18 protein-coding genes are annotated in these 21,596 nt (G+C 65.4%); 9 read left to right on the forward strand and 9 right to left on the reverse strand.

Annotated elements, in window-relative coordinates; all coding sequences use genetic code 11:
- Positions 1-49 precede the first annotated feature (49 nt).
- The 3 genes from B5X73_RS20630 to mprF all read right to left on the reverse strand — a co-directional run bounded on the left by B5X73_RS20630 (position 50) and on the right by mprF (position 3,774).
- Positions 50-244, reverse strand: a complete 195-nt coding sequence (locus B5X73_RS20630; RefSeq protein WP_139382728.1) for a hypothetical protein — start codon at positions 242-244, stop codon at positions 50-52.
- 123 nt (positions 245-367) lie between these two features.
- On the reverse strand, positions 368-1,153 hold the full coding sequence (locus tag B5X73_RS10230; RefSeq protein ID WP_254857270.1) for a virulence factor: 786 nt from the start codon (positions 1,151-1,153) through the stop codon (positions 368-370).
- A gap of 8 nt (positions 1,154-1,161) precedes the next feature.
- Positions 1,162-3,774, reverse strand: coding sequence for a bifunctional lysylphosphatidylglycerol flippase/synthetase MprF (mprF, locus tag B5X73_RS10235; RefSeq protein WP_254857271.1), 2,613 nt, complete (start codon positions 3,772-3,774; stop codon positions 1,162-1,164).
- A 214-nt stretch (positions 3,775-3,988) separates the two neighbouring features.
- On the opposite strand from mprF, the gene B5X73_RS10240 reads away from it, so the two are divergent.
- On the forward strand, positions 3,989-5,965 hold the full coding sequence (locus B5X73_RS10240; protein WP_139382729.1) for an LTA synthase family protein: 1,977 nt from the start codon (positions 3,989-3,991) through the stop codon (positions 5,963-5,965).
- Between the two features lie 62 nt (positions 5,966-6,027).
- On the opposite strand, the gene B5X73_RS10245 is transcribed toward B5X73_RS10240, so the two are convergent.
- Both B5X73_RS10245 and B5X73_RS10250 read right to left on the reverse strand, forming a co-directional pair.
- Complete coding sequence (locus tag B5X73_RS10245) at positions 6,028-7,464, reverse strand: nicotinate phosphoribosyltransferase (RefSeq protein ID WP_036118708.1); 1,437 nt, start codon at positions 7,462-7,464, stop codon at positions 6,028-6,030.
- A gap of 26 nt (positions 7,465-7,490) precedes the next feature.
- Positions 7,491-8,192: a pirin family protein gene (locus tag B5X73_RS10250; RefSeq protein ID WP_043691520.1), complete on the reverse strand. Its 702-nt coding sequence runs from the start codon at positions 8,190-8,192 to the stop codon at positions 7,491-7,493.
- Positions 8,193-8,388: 196 nt separating this feature from the next.
- On the opposite strand from B5X73_RS10250, the gene B5X73_RS10255 reads away from it, so the two are divergent.
- Positions 8,389-9,396, forward strand: coding sequence for an LLM class flavin-dependent oxidoreductase (locus B5X73_RS10255; RefSeq protein ID WP_079521591.1), 1,008 nt, complete (start codon positions 8,389-8,391; stop codon positions 9,394-9,396).
- 7 nt (positions 9,397-9,403) lie between these two features.
- Positions 9,404-9,823, forward strand: a complete 420-nt coding sequence (locus B5X73_RS10260) for a putative toxin-antitoxin system toxin component, PIN family (protein WP_139382730.1) — start codon at positions 9,404-9,406, stop codon at positions 9,821-9,823.
- Positions 9,824-9,890: 67 nt separating this feature from the next.
- On the opposite strand, the gene B5X73_RS10265 is transcribed toward B5X73_RS10260, so the two are convergent.
- Both B5X73_RS10265 and B5X73_RS10270 read right to left on the reverse strand, forming a co-directional pair.
- Complete coding sequence (locus B5X73_RS10265) at positions 9,891-10,538, reverse strand: DUF6348 family protein (protein ID WP_079521593.1); 648 nt, start codon at positions 10,536-10,538, stop codon at positions 9,891-9,893.
- Between the two features lie 27 nt (positions 10,539-10,565).
- Positions 10,566-11,396, reverse strand: coding sequence for a DUF72 domain-containing protein (locus B5X73_RS10270; protein ID WP_079521594.1), 831 nt, complete (start codon positions 11,394-11,396; stop codon positions 10,566-10,568).
- 78 nt (positions 11,397-11,474) lie between these two features.
- On the opposite strand from B5X73_RS10270, the gene B5X73_RS10275 reads away from it, so the two are divergent.
- From B5X73_RS10275 to bla, 3 genes are all read left to right on the forward strand, one after another.
- Positions 11,475-12,095, forward strand: a complete 621-nt coding sequence (locus B5X73_RS10275) for a response regulator (protein WP_079521595.1) — start codon at positions 11,475-11,477, stop codon at positions 12,093-12,095.
- Positions 12,096-12,190: 95 nt separating this feature from the next.
- The gene (locus B5X73_RS10280; RefSeq protein WP_079521596.1) at positions 12,191-13,279 is read left to right on the forward strand and encodes a PepSY-associated TM helix domain-containing protein; all 1,089 of its coding nucleotides are present in this window, start codon (positions 12,191-12,193) and stop codon (positions 13,277-13,279) included.
- 106 nt (positions 13,280-13,385) lie between these two features.
- Positions 13,386-14,183: a subclass B3 metallo-beta-lactamase gene (gene bla / locus B5X73_RS10285; RefSeq protein ID WP_079521597.1), complete on the forward strand. Its 798-nt coding sequence runs from the start codon at positions 13,386-13,388 to the stop codon at positions 14,181-14,183.
- 34 nt (positions 14,184-14,217) lie between these two features.
- On the opposite strand, the gene B5X73_RS10290 is transcribed toward bla, so the two are convergent.
- The gene (locus B5X73_RS10290) at positions 14,218-15,114 is read right to left on the reverse strand and encodes an acyltransferase (RefSeq protein ID WP_079521598.1); all 897 of its coding nucleotides are present in this window, start codon (positions 15,112-15,114) and stop codon (positions 14,218-14,220) included.
- 47 nt (positions 15,115-15,161) lie between these two features.
- Positions 15,162-17,723: a DNA ligase D gene (gene ligD, locus B5X73_RS10295; protein ID WP_079521599.1), complete on the reverse strand. Its 2,562-nt coding sequence runs from the start codon at positions 17,721-17,723 to the stop codon at positions 15,162-15,164.
- A gap of 138 nt (positions 17,724-17,861) precedes the next feature.
- Here ligD and B5X73_RS10300 point away from each other — a divergent pair, with 138 nt between their 5' ends.
- From B5X73_RS10300 to B5X73_RS10310, 3 genes are all read left to right on the forward strand, one after another.
- Positions 17,862-18,818: a fimbrial protein gene (locus B5X73_RS10300; RefSeq protein ID WP_176167800.1), complete on the forward strand. Its 957-nt coding sequence runs from the start codon at positions 17,862-17,864 to the stop codon at positions 18,816-18,818.
- A gap of 90 nt (positions 18,819-18,908) precedes the next feature.
- Entirely contained in the window at positions 18,909-20,597 is a 1,689-nt protein-coding gene (locus B5X73_RS10305) for a copper resistance system multicopper oxidase (protein WP_079521601.1), read from the forward strand.
- Complete coding sequence (locus B5X73_RS10310; RefSeq protein WP_176167801.1) at positions 20,594-21,595, forward strand: copper resistance protein B; 1,002 nt, start codon at positions 20,594-20,596, stop codon at positions 21,593-21,595. Before B5X73_RS10305 ends, B5X73_RS10310 begins: the two co-directional genes overlap by 4 nt.
- Position 21,596: the final 1 nt, after the last annotated feature.

Raw genomic sequence — 21,596 nt, forward strand, 5'->3', positions numbered from 1 at the left:
AAATTAGCACCGGATTGCCTTACACGGCCGGGTGCTGCCCGCGCACGCGTCAGGCGGGCGAGTGACCGCGAGGCAACGGATTCACCGACGCCGAGCCCGACCGGCTGCCGTCCGAGCGCTCCTTACGCTTGCTCGTCGCCGGCCTTGGTTGCGGCGGCGACAGAGCGACACCGCGGCTGGCCAGACTGCGCAGGCGAGCGGCGTCGGAGGATCCATAGTTCCGTTGACCTGGTGTGCGTTGCATCGATCGTCTCCTGCCGTACTTCCCACCCGAGTCGGCAGGTTGAGCGGTCCGGAGGCAACTTTCGGTGGCAGGGCGGTGAACGTTTCGTGACAGCGTTTCGCGAGCCATCGGCCGGAAACGAGGTTAAGGCGACGTCGACGCCTTCGCTGGCATCCGTTCGATCAGTTCCGTCGCCAGAACGTCGTAATTCTCATCGAAGTGGTGCGAACCGGGCTTCTTGTACACGGTGACGAACGACGGCAGCCTGGGATCGGTGCAACCGCTGTCGTCCGCGTCCTCCGTCCCGTAGTAGCACGCCATGGGTGGGTGGCCACCCAGCGCGGCCATGGGGGGGAACGCATCCGTGTGTACGACGGGATGAATCCACTGCATGAGATTGTGAGTGTGCGTCGTCCACCAGCCCTGCTGCATGTAGCCCTCGAGTTCGATCTCGAAGTTGACGTCACGGCTGGCCGAAAGCAGAACCAGCTGCGTCAGCCTGGCGCGGTTGTCCGGCCGCAGCTTACCGACGATGGTCGGCAGCACGTCCGCCCCGAACGAGTACCCGATCAGCAGCACGCGCTGCTTGTTCCAGAGCTTCGTGTAACGGTCCAGCAGTCCGTCGAGGTCATGGGCGGACTCATCCGGCGAGCGATAACGCCAGAAATAGGTGAACGTGCTTACACCCGCTACCGGCAGGCCGCGGCCGGTGAAGACGGCACCCAGGCGCTGATCGAGATCCCACCAGCCGCCGTCACCGGAGTAGATGACGACGAGGAGATCCTCCTGGCCCCTGGGCGGCGCCGTCAGGGCGGGAAGTTCGACCGTGGACTTCTCCATGGACGCGCGCGTCCACGGATGCCATGCCAGCACGCCGAGCACGAGGAGGACGCCGATGGCGGACAGCACATAACGCAGGGTCTTTTTCACGATCTTCCTCACCGGCGGACTACGCCGCCGATGCCACCGGAAATGAGGCTGGCGACGTTGGCCAGGGCCAGCGGCAGCGCGATACCGCCGGGCACCGCGATATAGCGCGGTTCCCATTCGGGGTCGAACTTGTCTTTGTAGCGATGCAGGCCACGGAAATTGTAGAAGCGCTCACCGCGGCCGAACACCATGGCGCCGAAACGGCTCCAGAGCGGCGCGGTACGGCGGTTCTGCAAGCCGGACAACGGCGCCATGCCGAGATTGAACCAGCGATAGCCCTGAGCCTTCGACCAGACCATCAGCTCGATGAACAGGAAATCCATGATGCCGGAAGGACCGTCGGGAAGGTGGCGCATGAGGTCCACGGAGGCTTCTTCCATCGACTCGGTGAGGAACATGTTGGCGAACGCGACCGGCTCGTCGCCCTGCCAGACGACGGCCATCGGTGTGCGACAAAGATAACGCTCGTCGAACAGACCGAGGGAAAAACGCTTCTCGCGGACCTTCTTGTCGTGCATCCAGGCGTCGGAAATCGCCTTGAGGCGCGGCAGCAACGCGGGTACGCCCTCGGCGGGAACGATCTCCATGCGCAGGCCGTCGCGCTGTAGCTTGTTCACGGTGCCGCGCAGCGTCTTCTTCGACTTGCCGTCGAGGTTGAACGTTTCCAGCCGTACCCGTGCTTCCTCGCCGATCTTCAGCAGGCTCATGCCCACGTCGAGATACAGGTCCAGATCTTCCGGGCGCACCTGATAGAACAGGGGCCAGCCGCCGGCGCGCTCGCATTCCTCGCGGAAGCTCCATACCAGTTCACGGCGCGCGTCCTCGTCGGTGCCGACGGGGTCGCCCATGGCGACCCAGCTGCGTCCTTCCACGTCGTACATGATGAAGGCGCGGTCGTCCGGTGCGAACCGCAGCATCTTGTCGCCGACCAGCGCCAGATGGGCCTGGGCGGAGTCGAACGACTTCACCAGTGGCAGGGCGCGCGCGATCTCCGCCTCGCCGGGACGGGTGCGTCGGGTACGCGCCGGGCGGATCAGATTGGCCAGACCGAACAACAGCAGCGCGGCCATGGCGCCGACCAGCGCGCGAAGTGCCCGCGGCGCACCGCCGTGGCGGAAACTGAACTCCCACCACAGGTTGTTGCTGTATTCGACGTGCTTGAAGCTGAAGAAGACCAGCCAGGTCGAGCACGCCAGTACGGCGCCGATGGCCAGCACCCAGCCGGGCGAGAAGCTGGCGCGGAACAATGACGCACGGCGGTAGAAATGGCGATGGGCCGGTGCCAGGGCCAGGGCGAGCAGGGACAGCAGCGTGGCTTCCTCGTAATCGATGCCCTTGAGCATCGAGAGGACGGCGCCGAGTACCAGCAGCACCAGCGTCAGGACGTAGGCTGCATCGAGGCGCCGCTGCAGACCGCGCGCGAGGATCAGCAGCATCATGCCGATGACGCTGGAAAGGAAGTGCGAGACCTCCACCAGTGGCAGCGGGACGAAGCCGCGCAGGATTTCCATGCGCCCGGGGATCGCCAGGGTGGCGCCCGAGAACAGGAGGACCGCGCCGGCGACCAGGGTCAGCCCGGCGAAGAACGGCGGCAACAGGCCGCTGAACCACGGCGTGATGAGGGCGGCGTGGCGCAGCGCGCGGATCTCCCTCCAGACCACCAGCACGGTCGCCGCGCACAGCGGCAACAGGTAATAGACGGCGCGGAAGACAGTCAGCGAGCCGAGGATCGGAGCCTCGAGCCCGTGGTTACCCGTCGCGCCGAAGCCGGCCAGCATCACCGCTTCGAACACACCCAGCCCGCCGGGCACATGGCTGATCAGGCCGGCCATCTGGGCCAGCACGAAGATCGCCAGAAAGTGACCGAAACCCGCCGAGATCTCCTGCGGCATCAGCACGTAGAGCACACCGGCCGCCAGGCCCCAGTCGAGCGCGCCGATCAGAATCTGCCGTGCCGCCATGGCCGGCGTCGGCGTGTTGATCGCCCAGCGCCAGATACGGATGGGGCGGCGCACGGTGACCGAGGCGACGAACCAGGCCAGCGGCACCAGCGACAGGACGATGGCCAGAGGGATGCGCAGGCCCGACAGCGGCACGTCCGGCGGAATGGGCACCAGCAGCAGGGTGACGCCCGTCAGCGCGCACAGGCCGAGCCAGAAGCTCAGGGTCGTATAGAGCACCACGCGGGCGATCTCACCCGGCGTCAGGCCCGCCTGCACGTAGAAGCGGTAGCGGATCGAGCCGGAAACGAGCAGCGACATGCCCAGCGCGTTGGAGAAGGCATAGCTGATGAACGAGATCAGCCCCACGCGCTTGGGCGGCAGCCGTTTACCGACGCTGGCCAGACCGAACCAGTCGTAAAGCGTCATCACGGCGAAACCGGCGCCGGTCAGCAGCACGGCCAGGGCGATATCGCTGTTGGGCAGCGCGTGGACATAGCCGCCGATCTGGCGGTAGGTCACTTCGCTGGCCATCGACTTGAGCGCCCACAGGGCGAGGCAGAGCAGTACGACGGACAGCAACGGGCCGCCGGCACGACGGATCAGCGTCGCGTACAGCGCAGGCTTGGTGGCCAGGGGTTGATCGGTCGTCGGGAGCTCCGCCCTTGTTTCTTCTCCCACGGTGCCGTGGCTCCCAGTCGTATCGATCCTAAGACTGCGTAGGTTGCCACAAGGCGCGTTCTCGCGGCAGATCGGCTTTTCCTGCGAGGCCGGAATCGCATCTTTATTCTGCGAAGCTGGAACTAAGCTCCGGGAAAGCCAGACGTAAGCCCGCGTGCATACGCTCATGGCCGATCCTGGCCGTGCACCGGCCGGCTTTTTCTTGCGAGGCGTCATGACCCCTGTTTCCTCCGCGCCAGGCGCCCTTCGCCAGCGCTTCCGGCCGTTGCTGTGGTTCGGCATCCTGTTCGTCGGCGTCGCCTTCCTCGTCCGCCTGGTCCTCCTGATCAAGACGGGACACGAGGTTCCGGCCAGCCCGGCCAAGTGGGTGTACCTGTTCCTGGTCGGCTTCGGCTACGACGTGGTCGAGTTCGTCTATTTCGCCTGGCCCATGCTGCTGGTCCTCTGGCTCCTGCCGCGGCGCGCCTACGTCTCGCGCTGGGGCCAGCGGATCTTCCTCGGCTTCTGTTTCGTGCTCGCCTTCTTCGTGCTTTACCTGGCGGCGGCCGAGCTGGTGTTCTGGGGTGAGTTCAGCGCGCGATTCAACTTCATCGCGGTGGACTATCTGGTCTACACCCACGAGGTCGTCGGCAACATCCGCGAGTCGTACCCGATCGTCACCTGGTCGCTCATGCTGCTGGCCGCCACCATCGCCCTGATCTTCTTCAGCCGCCACGCGCTGGCGGCGCGAGACGATGGTTCGCGCTTCGGCGCCCGCAGCGCGGTGGTCGGCGTCTGGCTGGTACTGACCGTCGTCGTCAGCTTCGCCGTCGATGGCTCCATGAAGGACCGCTCGGACAACAACTACGTCAACGAACTGGCCGGTAACGGGCCTTACCAGTTCTTCGCCGCGTTTCGCGAAAACGAACTCGACTATGCCAAGTACTACCCGACATTGCCGGACAAGGCGATGTTCGCCAACCTCCGCGCGCAGCTGAAGACGCCGGACGCGACGTTCACCAGCGACGATCCGATGGATATCACGCGCACCATCGCCGGTGACGGCCCCGAGCAGAAGCTCAATGTCGTGCTGATCAGCGTCGAAAGCCTCTCCGGCGACTACGTCGAAGGCCTCGATGTCAGCAAGCACAAGCACCTGATGCCCAATCTGGATGCGCTGGCCTCGAAGAGCCTGTTCTTCAGCCAGCTCTATGCCAACGGTACGCGTACGGTGCGCGGGCTCGAAGCGCTGGCGCTGTCCGTGCCGCCGACCCCGGGCGAATCCATCGTCAAGCGGCCGGACAACGAAAACCTCTGGTCGCTCGCGGACGTGTTCAACGCGAAGGGCTATGCCTCCGAGTTCCTCTACGGCGGCTATGGCTATTTCGACAACATGAACCACTTCTTCGCCAGCAATGGCTATACCGCGGTGGATCGCAATGCCATCGACAGCAAGGACATCCACACGGAGAACGTCTGGGGTGTGGCCGACGAGGATCTGTTCACGCTGGTGATCAAGCGTATGGACGACGCGTATGCCAAAGGCAAGCCGTATTTCGGCCACGTCATGACGACGTCCAATCATCGCCCGTTTACCTTCCCCGAGGGGCGCGTCAACCTGCCCCAGGGCCGTCGGACCGCGGCGGTGGCGTACACGGACTGGGCGCTGGGTGACTTCCTCAGGCGCGCCGCGACAAAACCCTGGTTCAGGGACACGATCTTCGTCATCACCGCGGACCATTGCGCCACCAGCGCGGGCAAGACGAGCCTGCCGGTCGATCGTTACCACATCCCGCTGTACATCTACTCGCCGGCACACATCGCACCGGGCCGCGTGGACCGGCTCATGAGCCAGATCGATATCCCGCCGACGATCCTCGGCCTGCTGCATTTCAGCTACGCGTCGCGCTTCTACGGCTATGACCTGTTCAAGCTGGAGCCGGGCCGCGAGCGCGCCTTCATCAGCACCTATCAGGAGCTGGGTTACCTGCACGGTGAGACCCTGACCTCGCTGGTGCCGCGCCAGCCGGTAAAGGAAATGCTGCCGCAGCGGGCGACGGGCGATGCCACGCCGGTGAAGACCTTCGATCAGGCGGACGCGGATGCGGCGATCACGTATTACCAGTCGGCGGCGTATCTGTTCACCAACGGCCTGATGAAGCACGGAGCGCCCCACCAGACGGCCGCGACAACCTCACCCGGCTCCTTGTAGGAGCGACCCTGGTCGCGACACCAGCGTGCCCGCAAGCCCCGTGTCGCGACCGATGGGTCGCGTCAGCGGCCCGATGCGGCGCGCTGGCGTACGTCGGCGAAGCTCCAGTCGCTTAGCAGTTCACCGTTTTCCCAGACGGTGACCATCGCTTCCTCCCAGCCGTGTTCCAGCTGATCGGCGGGTAGCGAGACCGCACCGTCCGGCAGCGCCACGGTGCGGTAGCTGCCGTACTCACGGTGCCGCACCAGCGTCATGCGGCCGCGCTTGGACATCTTGCCCTGATCGGTGACGGGGTCTTTCCAGACATCGCGCCACTCGCCGTCGATGCGTGCGGCGGAACATTTCAGGGCGAACTTCTGCGTGTCGCGGGTGAGCTTCTGCAACAACGCGCCACCCATGCCGAAGGCCAGGTTGTCCGCCGAATACCCGGCCGCGCTGAGTCGTTCGAGGATCGCCCGGATGCTGCCGGGGTTGACGCCGTCGCCCTGGATCACGCGGACGTGGTTGAGCACGCGGTAACCCTTCGCGTTGACCGTGCTGCCGAAGGCGTCGTTGAGCAGGCTGACGCAGCGATGGACCACCTCGACCGGATCGCCGGAGTCGGGACGTATGACGACGGTGGCACCGGAGGCGATGACGTCGTCGCGCAGTGTCTTGCCCCAGTGCTCGCCGATCGCGTGATAGATGTCGTAACTGTCCGACACGACGGCGACGAGCGACCCGGGTTTCGCGAAGCGCCTTAGCATGTTCCGGTAGGCGTCCACTTCGTGTTCGCGACCCCAGCTGGTGATCGTGCTGTGCTCGGCGGCGGGTATCGAATAACCCGCCATGGGCTCGCCATAGAACGCACGTGCGGCGAGCACGCCCGACACCGTATCCGTGCCCATGAAGTTGACCAGGTGCGCCATGCCGCCGAGGCCGGCGGATTCCGCGCTGGAGACGCCGCGCGCGCCGAAGTCGTGCAGCTTGAAGGGAATCTGTCCGGCGGGATCGTCCGAGGTTTTCTCCAGGTAGTGCAGGATGGTCCGGCGTGCCTGCCAGCTGATGGTCGAAACCGTCACCGGATACCAGAGGCGCAGCAGCAGGGTCTCGAGGTAAGACGGCAGCCAGTAGGCTTCGGGGTCCGTGGATTCGATCGTGACGAGCGCCTGGTGCGTCGGCACGACATGGCCTTCCGGAACGGCGCGTATACGTACAGGCAGGCGACCGCCGTGGACATCCACGATGCGGCGCCAGCCGTCTTCATTGAAAGGTTCGCCATGCGCGGCGAAGAAGTCGCGCGCCTCGTCGACATGGGCGTGGGTGACGATGCGCCCCAGCTGTGACTTGAGGATGGCCTGCAGGCCGAAAAACACCGTGCTCTCGTACGTGCCGCCGCGCGATTCCACGTAGAAGAACGTGGCGTCCGTGCCGGGCGGGTACTGCAGCCAGTGGCTGGCCTTGTAGCTGTCGGTGTCGAGAACGGGGTTGTCGAGATACGCGGTGCTGTGGGTCGTCATGACCCACAGCATACCTCCGGCGTGACTCAGGCCGCGGTATCGACCAGGACCAGTTCCGCATCGGTCGTCGCGGTGATGCTCAGGCGGGTCTCGTCGCGGATCGCGGCGCCATCGCCCTTGTTCAGCGTCTGGCCGTTGATCTGGACGCTACCGGCCGCCGGCACCATATACGCATAGCGACCTTCGCCCAGCGCGTACTCCACCGTCTCGCCCGCCTTGACGCTGGCGCCCAGCACGCGGGCGTCGGTGCGGATCGGCAAGGCGTCGCCGTCGCCGGCCATGCCGCTGGCCAGGGTGACGAACTGGCCCGAGCGCTCGCCCTTCGGGAACGGACGGGTACCCCACGACGGCGCCTTGCGCTCGCCGTCCGGGATGATCCAGATCTGGAAGATCCGGGTGGCGTCCGGTTCGGCGTTGTACTCGGCGTGCCGGATGCCTGTGCCGGCGCTCATGACCTGCACGTCGCCGGCTTCGGTACGGCCCTTGTTGCCCAGGCTGTCTTCATGGGTGATCGCGCCTTCCCGCACATAGGTGATGATCTCCATGTCCGAATGTGGGTGCGCCGGAAAACCGGTGCCTGCGGCGATGGTGTCGTCGTTCCAGACGCGGAGCGCGCCCCAGCCCATACGTTTCTGATCGTGGTACGACGCAAACGAGAAGTGGTGCTTCGCGTCGAGCCAACCGTGGTTGGCGCCGCCGAGGCTGGCGAAGCTGCGGACGTCGATCATGTCGTGCTCCCCCGGGATTACCGGACTGGATGAGTGAATGGGTGTATTTTCCTCTTCCGCACGCGTCGCGGCGCATCGTTCACCGGAACGGATCGTTTCCCGGACGACCTCTTGAGGGTTGCAATCCGGGTCCCCGCGGCCCATCTGGAACGCATGGGCGGTCCGTCCGCCTCCCCACTTTCTGAGGTGTTCGCGGATGATTCCGTTTTCGGTGCTCGACCTGTCCCCCGTTGCCCGTGGCTCCAACCCGGGCGAATCGCTGCGCAACTCGCGCGATCTCGCCCGCCACGCGGAGTCACTGGGTTTCCATCGATACTGGCTGGCCGAGCATCACAACATGACCGGTATCGCCAGCGCGGCCACCTCGGTCGTGATCGGGTATATCGCGGAAGGCACGAGCACGATCCGCGTAGGCTCGGGTGGCGTGATGCTGCCCAACCACGCGCCGCTGGTGATCGCCGAGCAGTTCGGCACGCTGGCCTCGCTTTACCCGGGTCGTATCGACCTCGGTCTGGGCCGCGCACCGGGCACCGATCAGGGCACGGCCCGCGCGCTCCGTCGCTCCATGGGGCCCAGCGATGATCGTTTCCCGGCCGACGTGCAGGAACTGCAGATGTTCCTGGGCCCGCAGCTGCCCGGTCAGACGGTGCGTGCCGTGCCGGGCATGGATACCAACGTCCCGATCTGGTTGCTGGGTTCCAGCCTGTTCAGCGCGCAGCTCGCCGCGCACCTCGGCCTGCCCTTTGCGTTCGCCTCGCACTTCGCGCCCGACATGATGATGAAGGCGCTCGAGGTCTACCGGCACATGTTCCGTCCGTCCGCCGTGCTCGATAAGCCCTATGCGATGCTCGGCATCAACGTGGTCGCGGCCGACACGGATGAGGAAGCACGCAAGCTGTTCACCTCGCAACAGCAGGCGTTCTGGAATCTGCGTCGTGGCGCACCGGGTCTGTTGCCGCCGCCGGTGAATTCGATGGAGGGCGTGTGGACGCCGATGGAGAAGGCGCAGGTGGACCATGCGCTGTCGTGTGCCGTGGTCGGTTCACCCGACAGCGTCCGCGACGGGCTCGAGGCGTTCATCGCGCGCACCGGTGCCGACGAGCTGATCATCACCGCCCAGATCTTCGATCACGAAGCACGCAAGCGCTCGTACAGCATCGTGTCCGCGCAGCACGCGGTGCTGGCCGCTCGCGCCGCCGCCTGAGGCTCACGTGCGCGTCGTCCTGGACACCAACGTCTGCCTCGACGCGTTCGTCTTCGGCGATCCGCGTGCCGCGACACTGCTTGCGGCGATCGAGTCAGGCGACGTCGAGGCGGTGACGCGCGCGGACTGCCGCAACGAATGGCTGGCGGTACTGGACTATCCGGCGTTGAAGCTGCCGCAGTCACGTCGGATGGCGGCCGAGATGCTCTTCGACCGCCTGGTCGCGGTGTTGCCTGCGGAAACACCCGCCGTGACTCCGCCGCGCTGCCGCGACCCGGACGACCAGAAGTTTCTCGAACTGGCGATGGCATCCGGCGCCGCGGTGCTGTTCTCCCGCGACGCCGAGGTGTTGAAGCTAGGCAAACGAACCGCGCGCGAAGGATGGTTCCAGATCCTGAAACCCGAAGACTGGCAACCCGCCCTGTAGGAGCGCGCCCCGCGCGCGAAAGCCCGTCTACGTAGGAGCGCGCCCCGCGCGCGAAAGCCCGTATACCTCAGTCCACAGGCACCAAAGCAATAAAATTCCGCAAACTGTAATAAGCCTCATGCCTCGGCCATTCCACGGACGCGATCGCCTTGTGCCCCGCCGCCCATGGCTCGTTGTCGAGCAACACCTCGACCTGCGACTTACCGTCGCCCACGTTGCCGTAAAACACGCGAATCCAGTGCACGTCGTTGGTCAGCGGCGCGGTGGCGATCGCCGCCTCGAGAGCCGACAACCCGTCCTCCGGAATCTCCACTGGCGCATCCTGCTCGCCACGCAGCGTGAAATCGCCGACGTAAACGGTAAACCGATGCGCGCCGGCGGTCAGCTCACGCACAGCCAGCTTGCTCTTGTCGACCAGGTGCCAGCACGCGGCCAGCACGACGTAGAAATCGTTACGCGCGAAGCTGTCCAGCGCATCGCGGCAACCCGCTTTGCCCGTGCCGATGCCACCGAAGCTCTCTTCGATCGTGCGCTCTTCGTCCAGGACGATGTCGATGTCCAGGCGGCCCATGCCTCCATCCTTGCCTTCATGCCAGATGCCGCGCAGCGCGGGAAAGTCGTCGCCTTCGGTCAGCAGCCAGTCTTCGTCCGGCTCGAGGCCTACCTCGTGTTCGGCGAAAAGGTCGATCAGGTGGTTCTGGATAAGACGGTCCATGGTTCGTCCGTTCGGGGAATGGGATAATTATGCGTCGTCGGCGAGCTTGCCGAGCGCGACAGCGGCTGCCGGATTGCGTTCCTTGGCGGCGGAAATAAAGAAGACGAAGGCATCGCGCGGCTGGCCGGACGCCTGCGGCTCGACGACATGCGGCAGGTCAGCCGGGTCGTCGCCTGCCGTCCACGCCGCCGCGTGGGCAGCCCATGCCTTCAGTTCCTTCGCGGGATAGCCGTGCTTCTCCCTGGCCCGGCTGCGCATGAGCCGCGCGTAGACGAATGGGCCGGTCAGATCCGCGAATGAGGGGTGATCGGGAGAATCGGTGAACACAGTGGCGACGCCACGGTCCCGGGCCAGCGTCAGCCAGCGCTCGTCCATGAAGCTCTCGTGGCGCACCTCGACAGCGTGGCGTAATGCCACGCCCTCATGACGATCCGGCAGCAGGTCGAGGAAGCCGGCGATATCGTCGGGATCGAACTTGCGCGTGGGCAGTAACTGCCAGAGCACGGCTCCCAGCCGGTCACCCAGGCCGATGGCGCCATCGAGAAACCGCCCGATCCGCTCGCCCGTCGAGGCGAGGGCGCGACTCTGCACGATATGCCGCGGCGCTTTCACCGAAAACACGAAATCGTCCGGCGTTTCCGCAGCCCAGCGACGATACGTGTCGATATCGGGAGATCGGTAGTAGGTACCGTTGATCTCGATGGCAGACACCTGCCTGCTGGCGTATTCGAGCTCCCGCTTCTGGACCAGCCCCTCCGGATAGAACGGCCCGCGCCAGGGCGCGAACGTCCAACCGCCCATGCCCGTATACAGGCGGCCCGGGGCCTTTTTCGTCGGTCTGGAACGTTTCGTCGCCATCGGGCGATGCTCGCAAGGCCATGGTGGAGAGCACGTCTTTACATGCGCAGGCGCATACGCTTCGGCGATACTGGGACGATGACACCCATCCGAATCATGACCGTCGACGATCATCCGCTCCTCCGTGAGGGGATCGCGGCCGTGATCGAAGGCCAGCACGGGCTCGTCCTGGTGGCCGAGGCGGGCAGTGGTGAAGAAGCCATCGAACGCTACCGGGCGTATCGCCCGGACCTTACCCTCATGGACCTGCAGATGCCCGGTATCGGCGGCATCGCGGCGATCGAGGCGATCCGCGCCGAGTTCCCCGACGCCCGCATCCTGGTACTGACGACCTACCGCGGCGACGTGCAGGCACTGCGTGCGTTTCGCGCGGGTGCGCAGGGTTACCTGCTGAAGAGCGAGCTGCGCAAAGAGATGCTGACCACCATCCATCAGATCATGGACGGCAAGCGACGCGTGCCGGAAGAGATCGCCCAGGAAATGGCTGGTCATGCCGGGGACGACGAACTCACGCCGCGCGAAACCCAGGTCATTACTCACGTGGCCCGCGGCGAGGCCAACCGCGACGTGGCCGCTTCACTCGGCATCGCCGAGGAAACGGTCAAGGCGCATATGAAGAGCATCCTGGCGAAGCTGCAGGCCAACGACCGCACCCATGCCGTCGCCATCGCGCTTCGGCGCGGCATCATCGAACTCTGAGGCGTCAGACCGGGGACTGCCCCCGATGAATTTGATCTGAGAATCATTCGCACTTACGATGACGGCCTTTCCGCACGCCCGGTGGCCCTCTCGTTATGACCGCTCGCCCGCGCCGTTTTCGTGCCTGGCTGAAAACGCTGCACCTCTGGCTCGGGTTCACGCTGGGCCTGTTGCTGGCGCTGGTGACCCTGTCCGGCAGCGTGCTGCTGTTCGAGGAGCCGCTGTTCGTCGCCAGCCACCCCGCGCTCGCCAACCGGCCCCTGCCCGACCTGGCCAGTCAGGGGCGTGGTCTTTCGGCCATCCTCGCTTCACCCGCGGGCAAGGGCATGCGCGGTGTCTCGCTGCCCGACGCCGAGCTTCCCATGTGGGAAGCCCAGGAACGCGGCGGCAATCGCGCGTACTACGACGCAGGCACGGGCGAGCTGCTGCTGAAGCGCAAGCTGGCTGGCGATCCCCTGCTGATGCTGCTCGACTGGCACACGCACCTGCTCACGGGCGAGGTCGGTGAAACCGTGCTGGGCGTGGTCGCCTTCACGGGCCTTTTCATGCTTTTCTCCGGCGTGTGGCTGTACTGGCCGGGCCGCCAGCGCGCGATCAGGCATCTGCAGCCGCACACGAATCCGCCCACCCTTCGCTGGGCAAGCTTCCACCGTGCGGTGGGTGTCATCGCCCTGCCCCTGCTCATCGTGATGATCGGTACCGGCACCACGATGGCTTACCGCGGCGCCGTGCGTAACGGTCTCGCCGCCGCCTTCAGCGAGCCGGCGCGCCCGAAACCGCCGAAGGTCGCCCCGGCCTCCGTAAGCATCGACTGGGCCCGCGTGCTCGTGGCGGCGCAGGCCGCCGCGCCGGATGCCGTGATCACCCGCCTGATCCTGCCGTCGAAGGAAAGCGGTACCGTGGTGGCCCGTATCCGCCGTCCCGGGGAATGGAATCGCGCCGGCCGCAGCTCGCTGTGGATCGACCCCGCGACGGCGACCGTGCTGGGCGGTGACGATGCGACGAAGCTGGGGCCAGGCGGCCGCCTGGCCAACGCGTTGTTCCCGATCCATTCCGCCGCCGTGGGTGGCTGGCTCTGGCGCGTCGTTGCCTGTTTCACCGGCCTGCTGCCGATGTTTCTGCTGGTGACGGGGTTTCTGTTCTGGCGGGCGCGTCAGCGAAGGCCTAAAGCCAGGGACCGGTAAGCCGCGGCACCGCGCATTCCGTGCCATCGCCGCGACAGAATCCCGCCCCTCCACGGTCCCGCGCGGCGCCCTATCCTGCGGATCTCCAGTCCCAGGGAATCACACCATGCGCCGCACCCTGTCCGCCCTCGCCGCCTGTATCGCCCTGCCCGCCTCCGCGGCCATGAACCCGGCGTGGACCGAGCCGGTCGCGCCGCATGTCATCTATGGCAACACGTACTTCGTCGGCACCAGGGGACTGTCCTCGATCCTGATCACCTCACCGCAGGGTCATGTGCTGATCGATGCGACGCTGCCGGAGAATGCGACCCTGGTTGAAGCCAATATCCGCAAGCTCGGCTTCCGCATCGAGGACATCAAGCTGATCCTCAACTCGCATGCGCATGCCGATCACGCGGGCGGTATCGCCAGGCTGGCGCGCGATACCGGCGCACCGGTGCGAGCCACGGCGGCGGCCGCGAAGGAGCTTGCTCTTGGCGGCAACGACGTGGACGATCCGCAGCATGGGGAAGCACCGTTGTATCCCGCGGTAAAAGCGAAGGGAGACATCGTGGAAGGCAGCGTCGTCCGCGTTGGCTCACTCACGCTGACGGCGCACCTCACGCCGGGACACACGCCGGGAGGCACGGCGTGGACATGGCAATCGTGCGAGGGCGCGGCGTGCAAGCAGATCGTGTTCGCGGATAGTCTCGGCGCCTTCGCCGCGGACGGCTATCGCTTTGCGGATCATCCCGCGTATGTCACGGCTTACCGGCAATCCATCAAGCGCCTCGGGGCGTTACAACCGTGCGATGTGCTGCTCGCGCCGCACCCGGAACAGGCCGAGGGCAAGACCTGCGCGACCTACGCCGATGCAGGCAGGCGGAAACTGGAAGAGCGCCTGGCGAAAGAGACGGCTCACTGACGCCGCATTTCCGTCGCCACTTGCCGCGGGGCCGTTACACCTGCCGCGTCAGCATCGATGCGATGCGCGCGTCTTTCTCCGCCCAGAGCTCGTTGACCCATGTCTGAAAGCGCTCGCGGAACACGGCATCGCCTTCGTAATCGCCGCGCATGGCGGACGGGATGGGGATGCGACGGATGTGGATGCGAATCTCGCGGATGCGTCCCGCGATCATGTCCATCATCGAGGTCGGACCATCGGGGTAAACGATGGTCACATCGAGAATCTGGCGTATCGCATCGCCCATCGCGTCGATGACGAACGCGACGCCACCCGCCTTGGGACGCAGCAGATGCTTGTACGGCGAACCCTGCGCGTCGTGCTTCGCCGGCGTGAATCGCGTGCCTTCGGTGAAGTTCATGATGGCCACCGGCAGGTGACGGAACTTTTCGCACGCGCGACGCGTCGCCTCGCGATCCTTGCCGCGCAGCTCCGGCCTGGCCTCGAGTTCCTGGCGTGAATGACGCTTCATGAACGGGAAGTCGAGCGCCCACCAGGCGGGTCCGAGCAGCGGCACCCAGATCAGCTGGCTCTTCAGGAAGAAACGCATGAACGGAATGCGGCGGTTGAACACTTTCTGCAGCGCCGGAATATCGACCCAGCTCTGGTGATTGCACACGACCAGGTAATTCTCACGTGGACTGACGTCCTGGTCGCCCTCGACCAGCCAGCGCGTGCGAGTGAATACGCCGAACATCCAGCCATTGAAGCCAAGCCAGCTCTCGGCGATCCACACCAGCATTCTCGAAACGCCCCGGCGCAGGACCTGCAAGGGCAGGATCAGGCGCACCAGCGTCAGCAGGAACAACGGCGTCACATGCAGCACCGTGTTGGCGAGCAGCAGCACGCAGGCGAGGGGTATGCGCAGGAAGGCGGGAAGCGAGGCGAGCATGAAGGGCCGGCTTGGTGGAGATGGCGCAGTTTACAGGGTCGGCGCGCTCATTGACCCGTCAGCTTGCGGGTGACCGAATCCAGGCTCTGTTTCACGCTGTCGATTCCCTCCCAGGGGTCTTTCTTCAGTCGGGCCAGCCGCTTAGGTGTGGACCGGATGTCGAACGCCGCGCCTGAGCGCACCTTGCCAAGCTCCTCCCAGCGCAGCGGAACCGCCACGGGAGCGCCGACCCGAGATCGTAGCGAGTACGACGCCACGGCGGTGGCGCCGCGCCCGTTGCGCAGATAATCGACATAGATCCTGCCTTGCCGGAATCGCTTGGTCGCGGTGGCGACGAACTCCAGCGGATGCAACGCGGCGAGCGCTTCGGCAAACCCGCGGGCAAAAGCCTTCACTTCTTTCCAGGCGACGCCGGGGTTCAGCGGAACGACGACGTGAAGGCCCTTGCCTCCTGTGGTGCGAACGAACGACACCAGTCCGAGGTCGGCAAGGAAACCGCGCGTCATCCGTGCCGCGGCCACGACGCGCGACCACGCGACGTCGTCACCCGGGTCAAGGTCGAACACGACGCGATCCGCCACATCGGGACTGTCGACGTGCGAGCCCCAGGGGTGAAACTCCACGGCGCCGAACTGCAGCAGTTCCATGACGCCCGTCTCGTCACGTGGATACAGATAGACCGCCTGCGCACCCGTCTCCTCCTTGAGCTTCGCCTGACCCGTGTGCTCAAGGCCCGCCACCATGTGTTTCTGAAAGAAGCACGGCGAGTCGATGCCACCGGGACAGCGGATGGTCGAGGTCGGGCGGTCATGGATGCCGGGCAGCAGCCATGGCATGACGTGCTTGTAGTAGTCGACGACGTCCTGCTTGCTGATCTTGTCAGCGGGAAAGACGAGACGGTCCGGATGGGTGATGGTAATCGTCCTGGCGGGATCGGGTTTCGACGCCGCCTTCTTCCCGGTTCGCTTCGTCGTCTTGTCGGCACTGCGTTTTTCCGACGACGCGCGATCGCTGTCGCCCAGATCCTCGACGGACTTGTCGACGCGCAGGGCCTTGAGGCTCGGCTGACGCAGAAGTGTCTTGTTGCCGATGCCGCGGAAATAGACTTCGGCGACGACAGTGGGCTGGACCCATAACGCGCCACGCAGCATCGGGTCGATGTTCTCGATGCGTACCCCGGGTTTTTTCGTGCCGCCTCTGGCCAGTGTGTCGCCCAGGTCGCGCAGCATCGCATCGGTAAAACCCGTGCCGACGCGCCCTGCGTAGGTCCAGCCTCCCTTCCCGTTCGGTCGCGCGAGCAGCAACGATCCGAACGCAAGTCGCGAGCCTTTCGCTGGCGTGTATCCGACGACGGCGAACTCGTCGCTCTCCAGCCGTTTGATCTTCTGCCAGTCGTCGCCGCGCCCGCCGTGGTAACCGCCGTCGACACGTTTGGCGATGATGCCTTCGAGCTTCTGCTCCATCGCCATGGCGAAGACATCGTCGCCATGCGCCACGGTATGCGAGCTGAAACCAAGGTGGGCGGGTGCATGAGCGAGCAGGCGCTGAAGGAGTGCCTTACGCTCGATCAACGGCACGCGACTCAGGTCGTGTCCCTGAATAAAGGGGAGGTCGAACAGCATGTAGACCAGCGGCGCCTGCGCCTCACCGGACAGCGTGCGCTGCAGCGCGTTGAAGTCACTGCGGCCTTCGCCATCCAGTGCGATGAGTTCGCCATCGAGGCGCGCGCTGTCCAGGCCGAGCGCTTCCAGCGCCTGCACGATCTCGGGCAGGCGCTCGTTCCATGGCAACCCGTTACGCGACCACAGCCTTGCCTTCCCCTTGAGCAGTGTCGCAACGATGCGATAGCCGTCCCACTTGACCTCGTGCAGCCACGCGTCGCCCTGCGGTGGCACCTCGCGCAGACGCGCAAGCTGAGGAGCGAAGAAGTCGCCGGACGCCTTTGCCTTGCGTGAGCCGTCGAGCGCCACCGCCGCCTTCGTCAGCACGGCCGTGGACACCTTGCGGACCTTCGGGACGACCTTGTCGCGAGCCGTGGACCGGGCGGCCGCACTGCGCTTCGCCGGGGTCTTCGCGGCACGACGCGTGCTTTCGCGCATCGTCGCATCGAGCAGGTCGTCGGCTTCGACATCGCCGGCATACGCGTCGTCGGCCTTGATGAGGAACCATGCGGGCTGGCGTTCTTTTCTGCCGCTGCGTACCAGGTGCCACGTTCCCTTGAGCCGTTCGCCGAACAACTCGAACACCAGATGTCCCTTGTGCAGCTGAGCCTCGGCGTCGCCACGGGTTGCCCACACGCCGCGGTCAAAAAGATCGACATGACCCTTGCCATAGCCTTCGGCGATATCGCCTTCGAAGTCCGCGTAAGACACCGGGTGATCCTCCACCTCCACGGCGAGGCGCTTCACCTTCGGGTCATAACTCGGGCCCTTGGGCACGGCCCAGCTGCGCAGCGTATCGCCTACCTGCAGACGAAAATCGAAGTGACGACGTGAAGCATGGTGCAGCTGGACGACGAAGATGGCACGTCCGGCGCGAGCGGAGCCTTCGGGGGCCGGCTCGCGCGTACGTCCGAAGTTTCGCTTGCGCTTGTACTCGTGCAGGCTCATCCCGCGATCATTGATGACGTGCGGTGAATGCGCCGTGGAGCGGGCAGGGCGCCGACATCCCATTTTCAGAATCGCCGTATGGGGTCGCGTCGGACTGACAGGCAGAGTGGCCGGGCCCCTTTCCGAGCGAGTCCGATCATGTGCTCCTGCCCCTGCCGCGCCTCCTTTCTCGCCGTCGTCATGGCCGTCGCCGCGTCCGCCATACCCGGGATGGCATCGGCACGTTGCATAACGCATCCATCGCAGGGTGTCGGTCAGGCCCTTTCCTTCGGGACGGTATCCGTGCCGGCCGGGACCGCGCGCGGTACGGTGCTCGCGGAGAAGAGCACAGCCGCGTGGAACGCACCCCAGTTCAAATGCATCAAGCCGACGCGTACGGGCAGCCTGGCCTTGTTCGGCTCACCCAGTGCCCTGGGTGACAACATCTATGAAACCAACGTGCCCGGTGTCGGCATCCGGGTTTATTTCTTCAACAGCAGCTACGGTGAGCGTGTCCTTCCGGAGCGCGAATTCATCCCCTGGACCTTCAAGGGTCAGCTGTCGAACGCTCACTTCCGCGTTCAGCTGATCAAGACGGGCGAGGTCACCACGGGCGGTAACCTGTCGACCGGGACGCTGGCACGTGCCGGGTACGACGACCAGTCTCAGGTCTGGGTCGACCTGATGGACGCGCGTATCGAGCCACAACGACCGACCTGCGCCTTCGCCTTGAGGCACCTCGTCTTCGCACTCGGTAATGTCGACGGACGCGATCTCAAGCTGGCGGGCAGTAGTCACTGGGCGACACAGTCGCTGGTCGTCACAGGATGCACGAACGCCACGCAGATGCTGATGAGCTTTACCGGAACGCCCGACGCCGACGAGGCGTCGCTGTTCAAGCTGAGCGGCCCGGGGGCGGCGACAGGCGTCGCCATCGAGCTACGCAGCGACGACCCCGACGCCCAGGCGCTCCCCAACAGCCCGACGCCAATGGTCCTGCCTGCGCGCACGGAAGGGCAGCAGCTGGGGTTTCGGGCGCGATACCGGACGACGGGGGCGGACATCGCTCCCGGTGTCGCCAATGCTCACATCACCGTCAATGTGGCTTATCGCTGAGGTTGGAACCGCCAGGAGCCACGTCCAGAGTTGTCGATCAGGTCGTGCCATCGCTAGGCTGCGGTTTCGACCGCCAAAAAGCCCACCGACATGCGCCGTTCCGACGTCCCTTCGATCCTTCTGCCGCGCCGCCGGTTTGTGCAGGGGCTGACCACGGCGGGCGTCGGTCTCGGGTTGGGATTGATACGGCCAGCCTGGGCCACGGATCCGATGTCGCCGGCGTCGTCATTGGCCGGCAACGCCATGGACCTGGAGATTCGCGAAGCTTCCGTGGACTTCACGGGCCGGGCGCGCCGTGCGGTAACGGTCAACGGCGGCGTTCCGGGTCCAACTTTGCGCTGGAAGGAGGGCGAGACCGTCAGCCTGCACGTGAAAAACCATCTCGACACGACGTCATCGATCCACTGGCACGGCTTGATCGTGCCCGCCGATCAGGACGGCGTGCCCGGCATCAGTTTCGACGGTATCCCGGCGGGATCCGGCTTCACCTATCGCTTTCCGATCCGGCAGTCGGGTACGTACTGGTACCACGCGCACAGTCGATTTCAGGAACAAAGCGGCCTGTATGGCGCGATCGTCATCGAGCCGAAAGAGGGTGAGCGTCATGTCGCCGATCGGGACTATGTTCTCCTGATCAGCGACTGGACCGACGAAGATCCCGAACGCGTCTATGCAAAGCTGCGGACCCGAAGCGACGTCTACAACTACGGACAGCCGTCGCTATCCGATTTCCTCCGGGATGCACGCGCCAAAGGCCTGGGCGAGGCCGCGTCGATACGCAGCATGTGGAATCGCATGCGCATGAATATGAGTGACCTTGCCGACGTATCCGGCGCGACCTACACGTACCTGGTGAATGGAGCGACCCCGGCGGCCAACTGGACAGGTCTGTTCCGGCCCGGCGAGCGCGTGCGCCTCCGGCTCATCAACGGTTCGTCCAATTCGATTTTCGACCTGCGTATTCCGGGGCTGCGCCTGCGTGTGATCGCAGCCGATGGTCAGGACGTCGAGCCCGTGCTGGTGGATGAATTGCGACTCTCGGCGGCCGAGACATACGACGTCATCGTGGAACCGGGCGACGATCGCGCCTACACGATCTTCGCTCAGTCCATCGATCGCTCAGGCTACGCGCGCGCCACGCTTGCGCCGCGAGAGGGTATGGCCGCCCCCCTACCGCCGCTCGATCCGCGCCCACGGCTGGCCATGCGCGACATGATGGGTTCGATGGCGGATGACGCCGCCGATGACAGCGGCATGGTCATGGCTCGCCACGCGCGTTCCGAGTATGGAGCCGGCGTGGACATGCGCGTGGACATGCCGCGCACCAACCTGGACGACCCGGGCGTCGGCCTGCGCGATCGTGCGCATCGCGTCCTGACCTATGCGGACCTGCATACCCTCGGCGGCGCACTCGATACGCGCGAGCCCTCGCGTACGATCGAACTTCACCTTACCGGCAACATGGAACGCTTCATGTGGTCGTTCGATGGCCTGAAATATTCCGAGGCGAAGCCGGTGCATTTCCGCTCGGGCGAGCGTCTTCGCGTGACGCTGGTCAACGACACCATGATGAATCACCCCATTCATCTGCACGGCATGTGGAGCGAGATCGAATCTCCCGACGGCGCGTTTCAGGTACGCAAACACACCGTCAACATCCAGCCCGCGCAGCAGGTGAGTTATGCGGTGACGGCGGACAATCCCGGACGCTGGGCGTTTCACTGTCACATGCTCTATCACATGGAAGCGGGCATGTTCCGCGAAGTGGTGGTGTCATGACGTGGCGTGCCGCGCTGGTCGCGCTGGCGATGATGCCGGGTATCGTCGCGGCCCAGTCCATGAAGGACATGCAAGACATGCAGGGCATGCAGGGCATGCAGGGCATGGATCATTCGACGATGCATGACGATCCGCCGCCGGCCGCGTCCGCACCCGCGGCATCGCCTGCGGACCCGCATGACTCGCCGGACCACGCCGGTCACGACATGAGCGGCATGGCGGGCATGGGCCACACGAGCAATAACGCGGGGATGGAAATGGGCCCCATGCAGGGCGGCAAGGCGCCGGCCGATGCGCGCAGTGGCGACTGGTCCGACGGCGTGGCCCCGATGTCGGCGCACGACATGCACATGATGGACATGGACGACACGTCATCCACGGGTATGTTGCTGATCGACAACCTCGAGGCTTATGCGGGGCAGGGTGGTCATGGGCAATCGTGGGAGGCGGAGGGCTGGTACGGCAACGATCGCGACAAGCTCTGGGTTCGGAGCGAGGGCGATCGAAGCGACGGCCGTCCGCAGGACGGTGATGTGGAAGTGCTCTGGAGCCACGCCGTGGCGACGTTCTGGGATACGCAGCTTGGCGTGCGGCGTGACATCGGCGCCGGCCCGAAACGGAACTGGGCGGCGTTCGGCGTGCAGGGCCTCGCGCCGTACTGGTTCGAGGTCGAGGCCACCGCGTACGCGGGCCAGGGCGGGCGTACGGCTGCACGGGTTCGCGTGGAGTACGAACTGCTGCTTACGCAGCGATTGATCCTCCAGCCGGAAATCGAGCTCAACGCTTACGGCAAGAACGACATCGCCCGTGGCATTCGATCCGGCATCTCCAGCGTCGACGGCGGCCTGCGTCTGCGCTATGAAATCCGCCGGTCCGTCGCCCCGTATGTGGGTGTCGCCTGGGAGCACCTGACCGGCGGCACGGCGGATCTGGCCTCGGGCCGCGGTCAACGCATCACCGACCGCCGCTGGGTGGCCGGCGTTCGTCTCTGGTTCTAGG

Source organism: Luteibacter sp. 22Crub2.1 (genome assembly GCF_900167995.1).
Taxonomy (GTDB): Bacteria; Pseudomonadota; Gammaproteobacteria; order Xanthomonadales; family Rhodanobacteraceae; genus Luteibacter; species Luteibacter mycovicinus.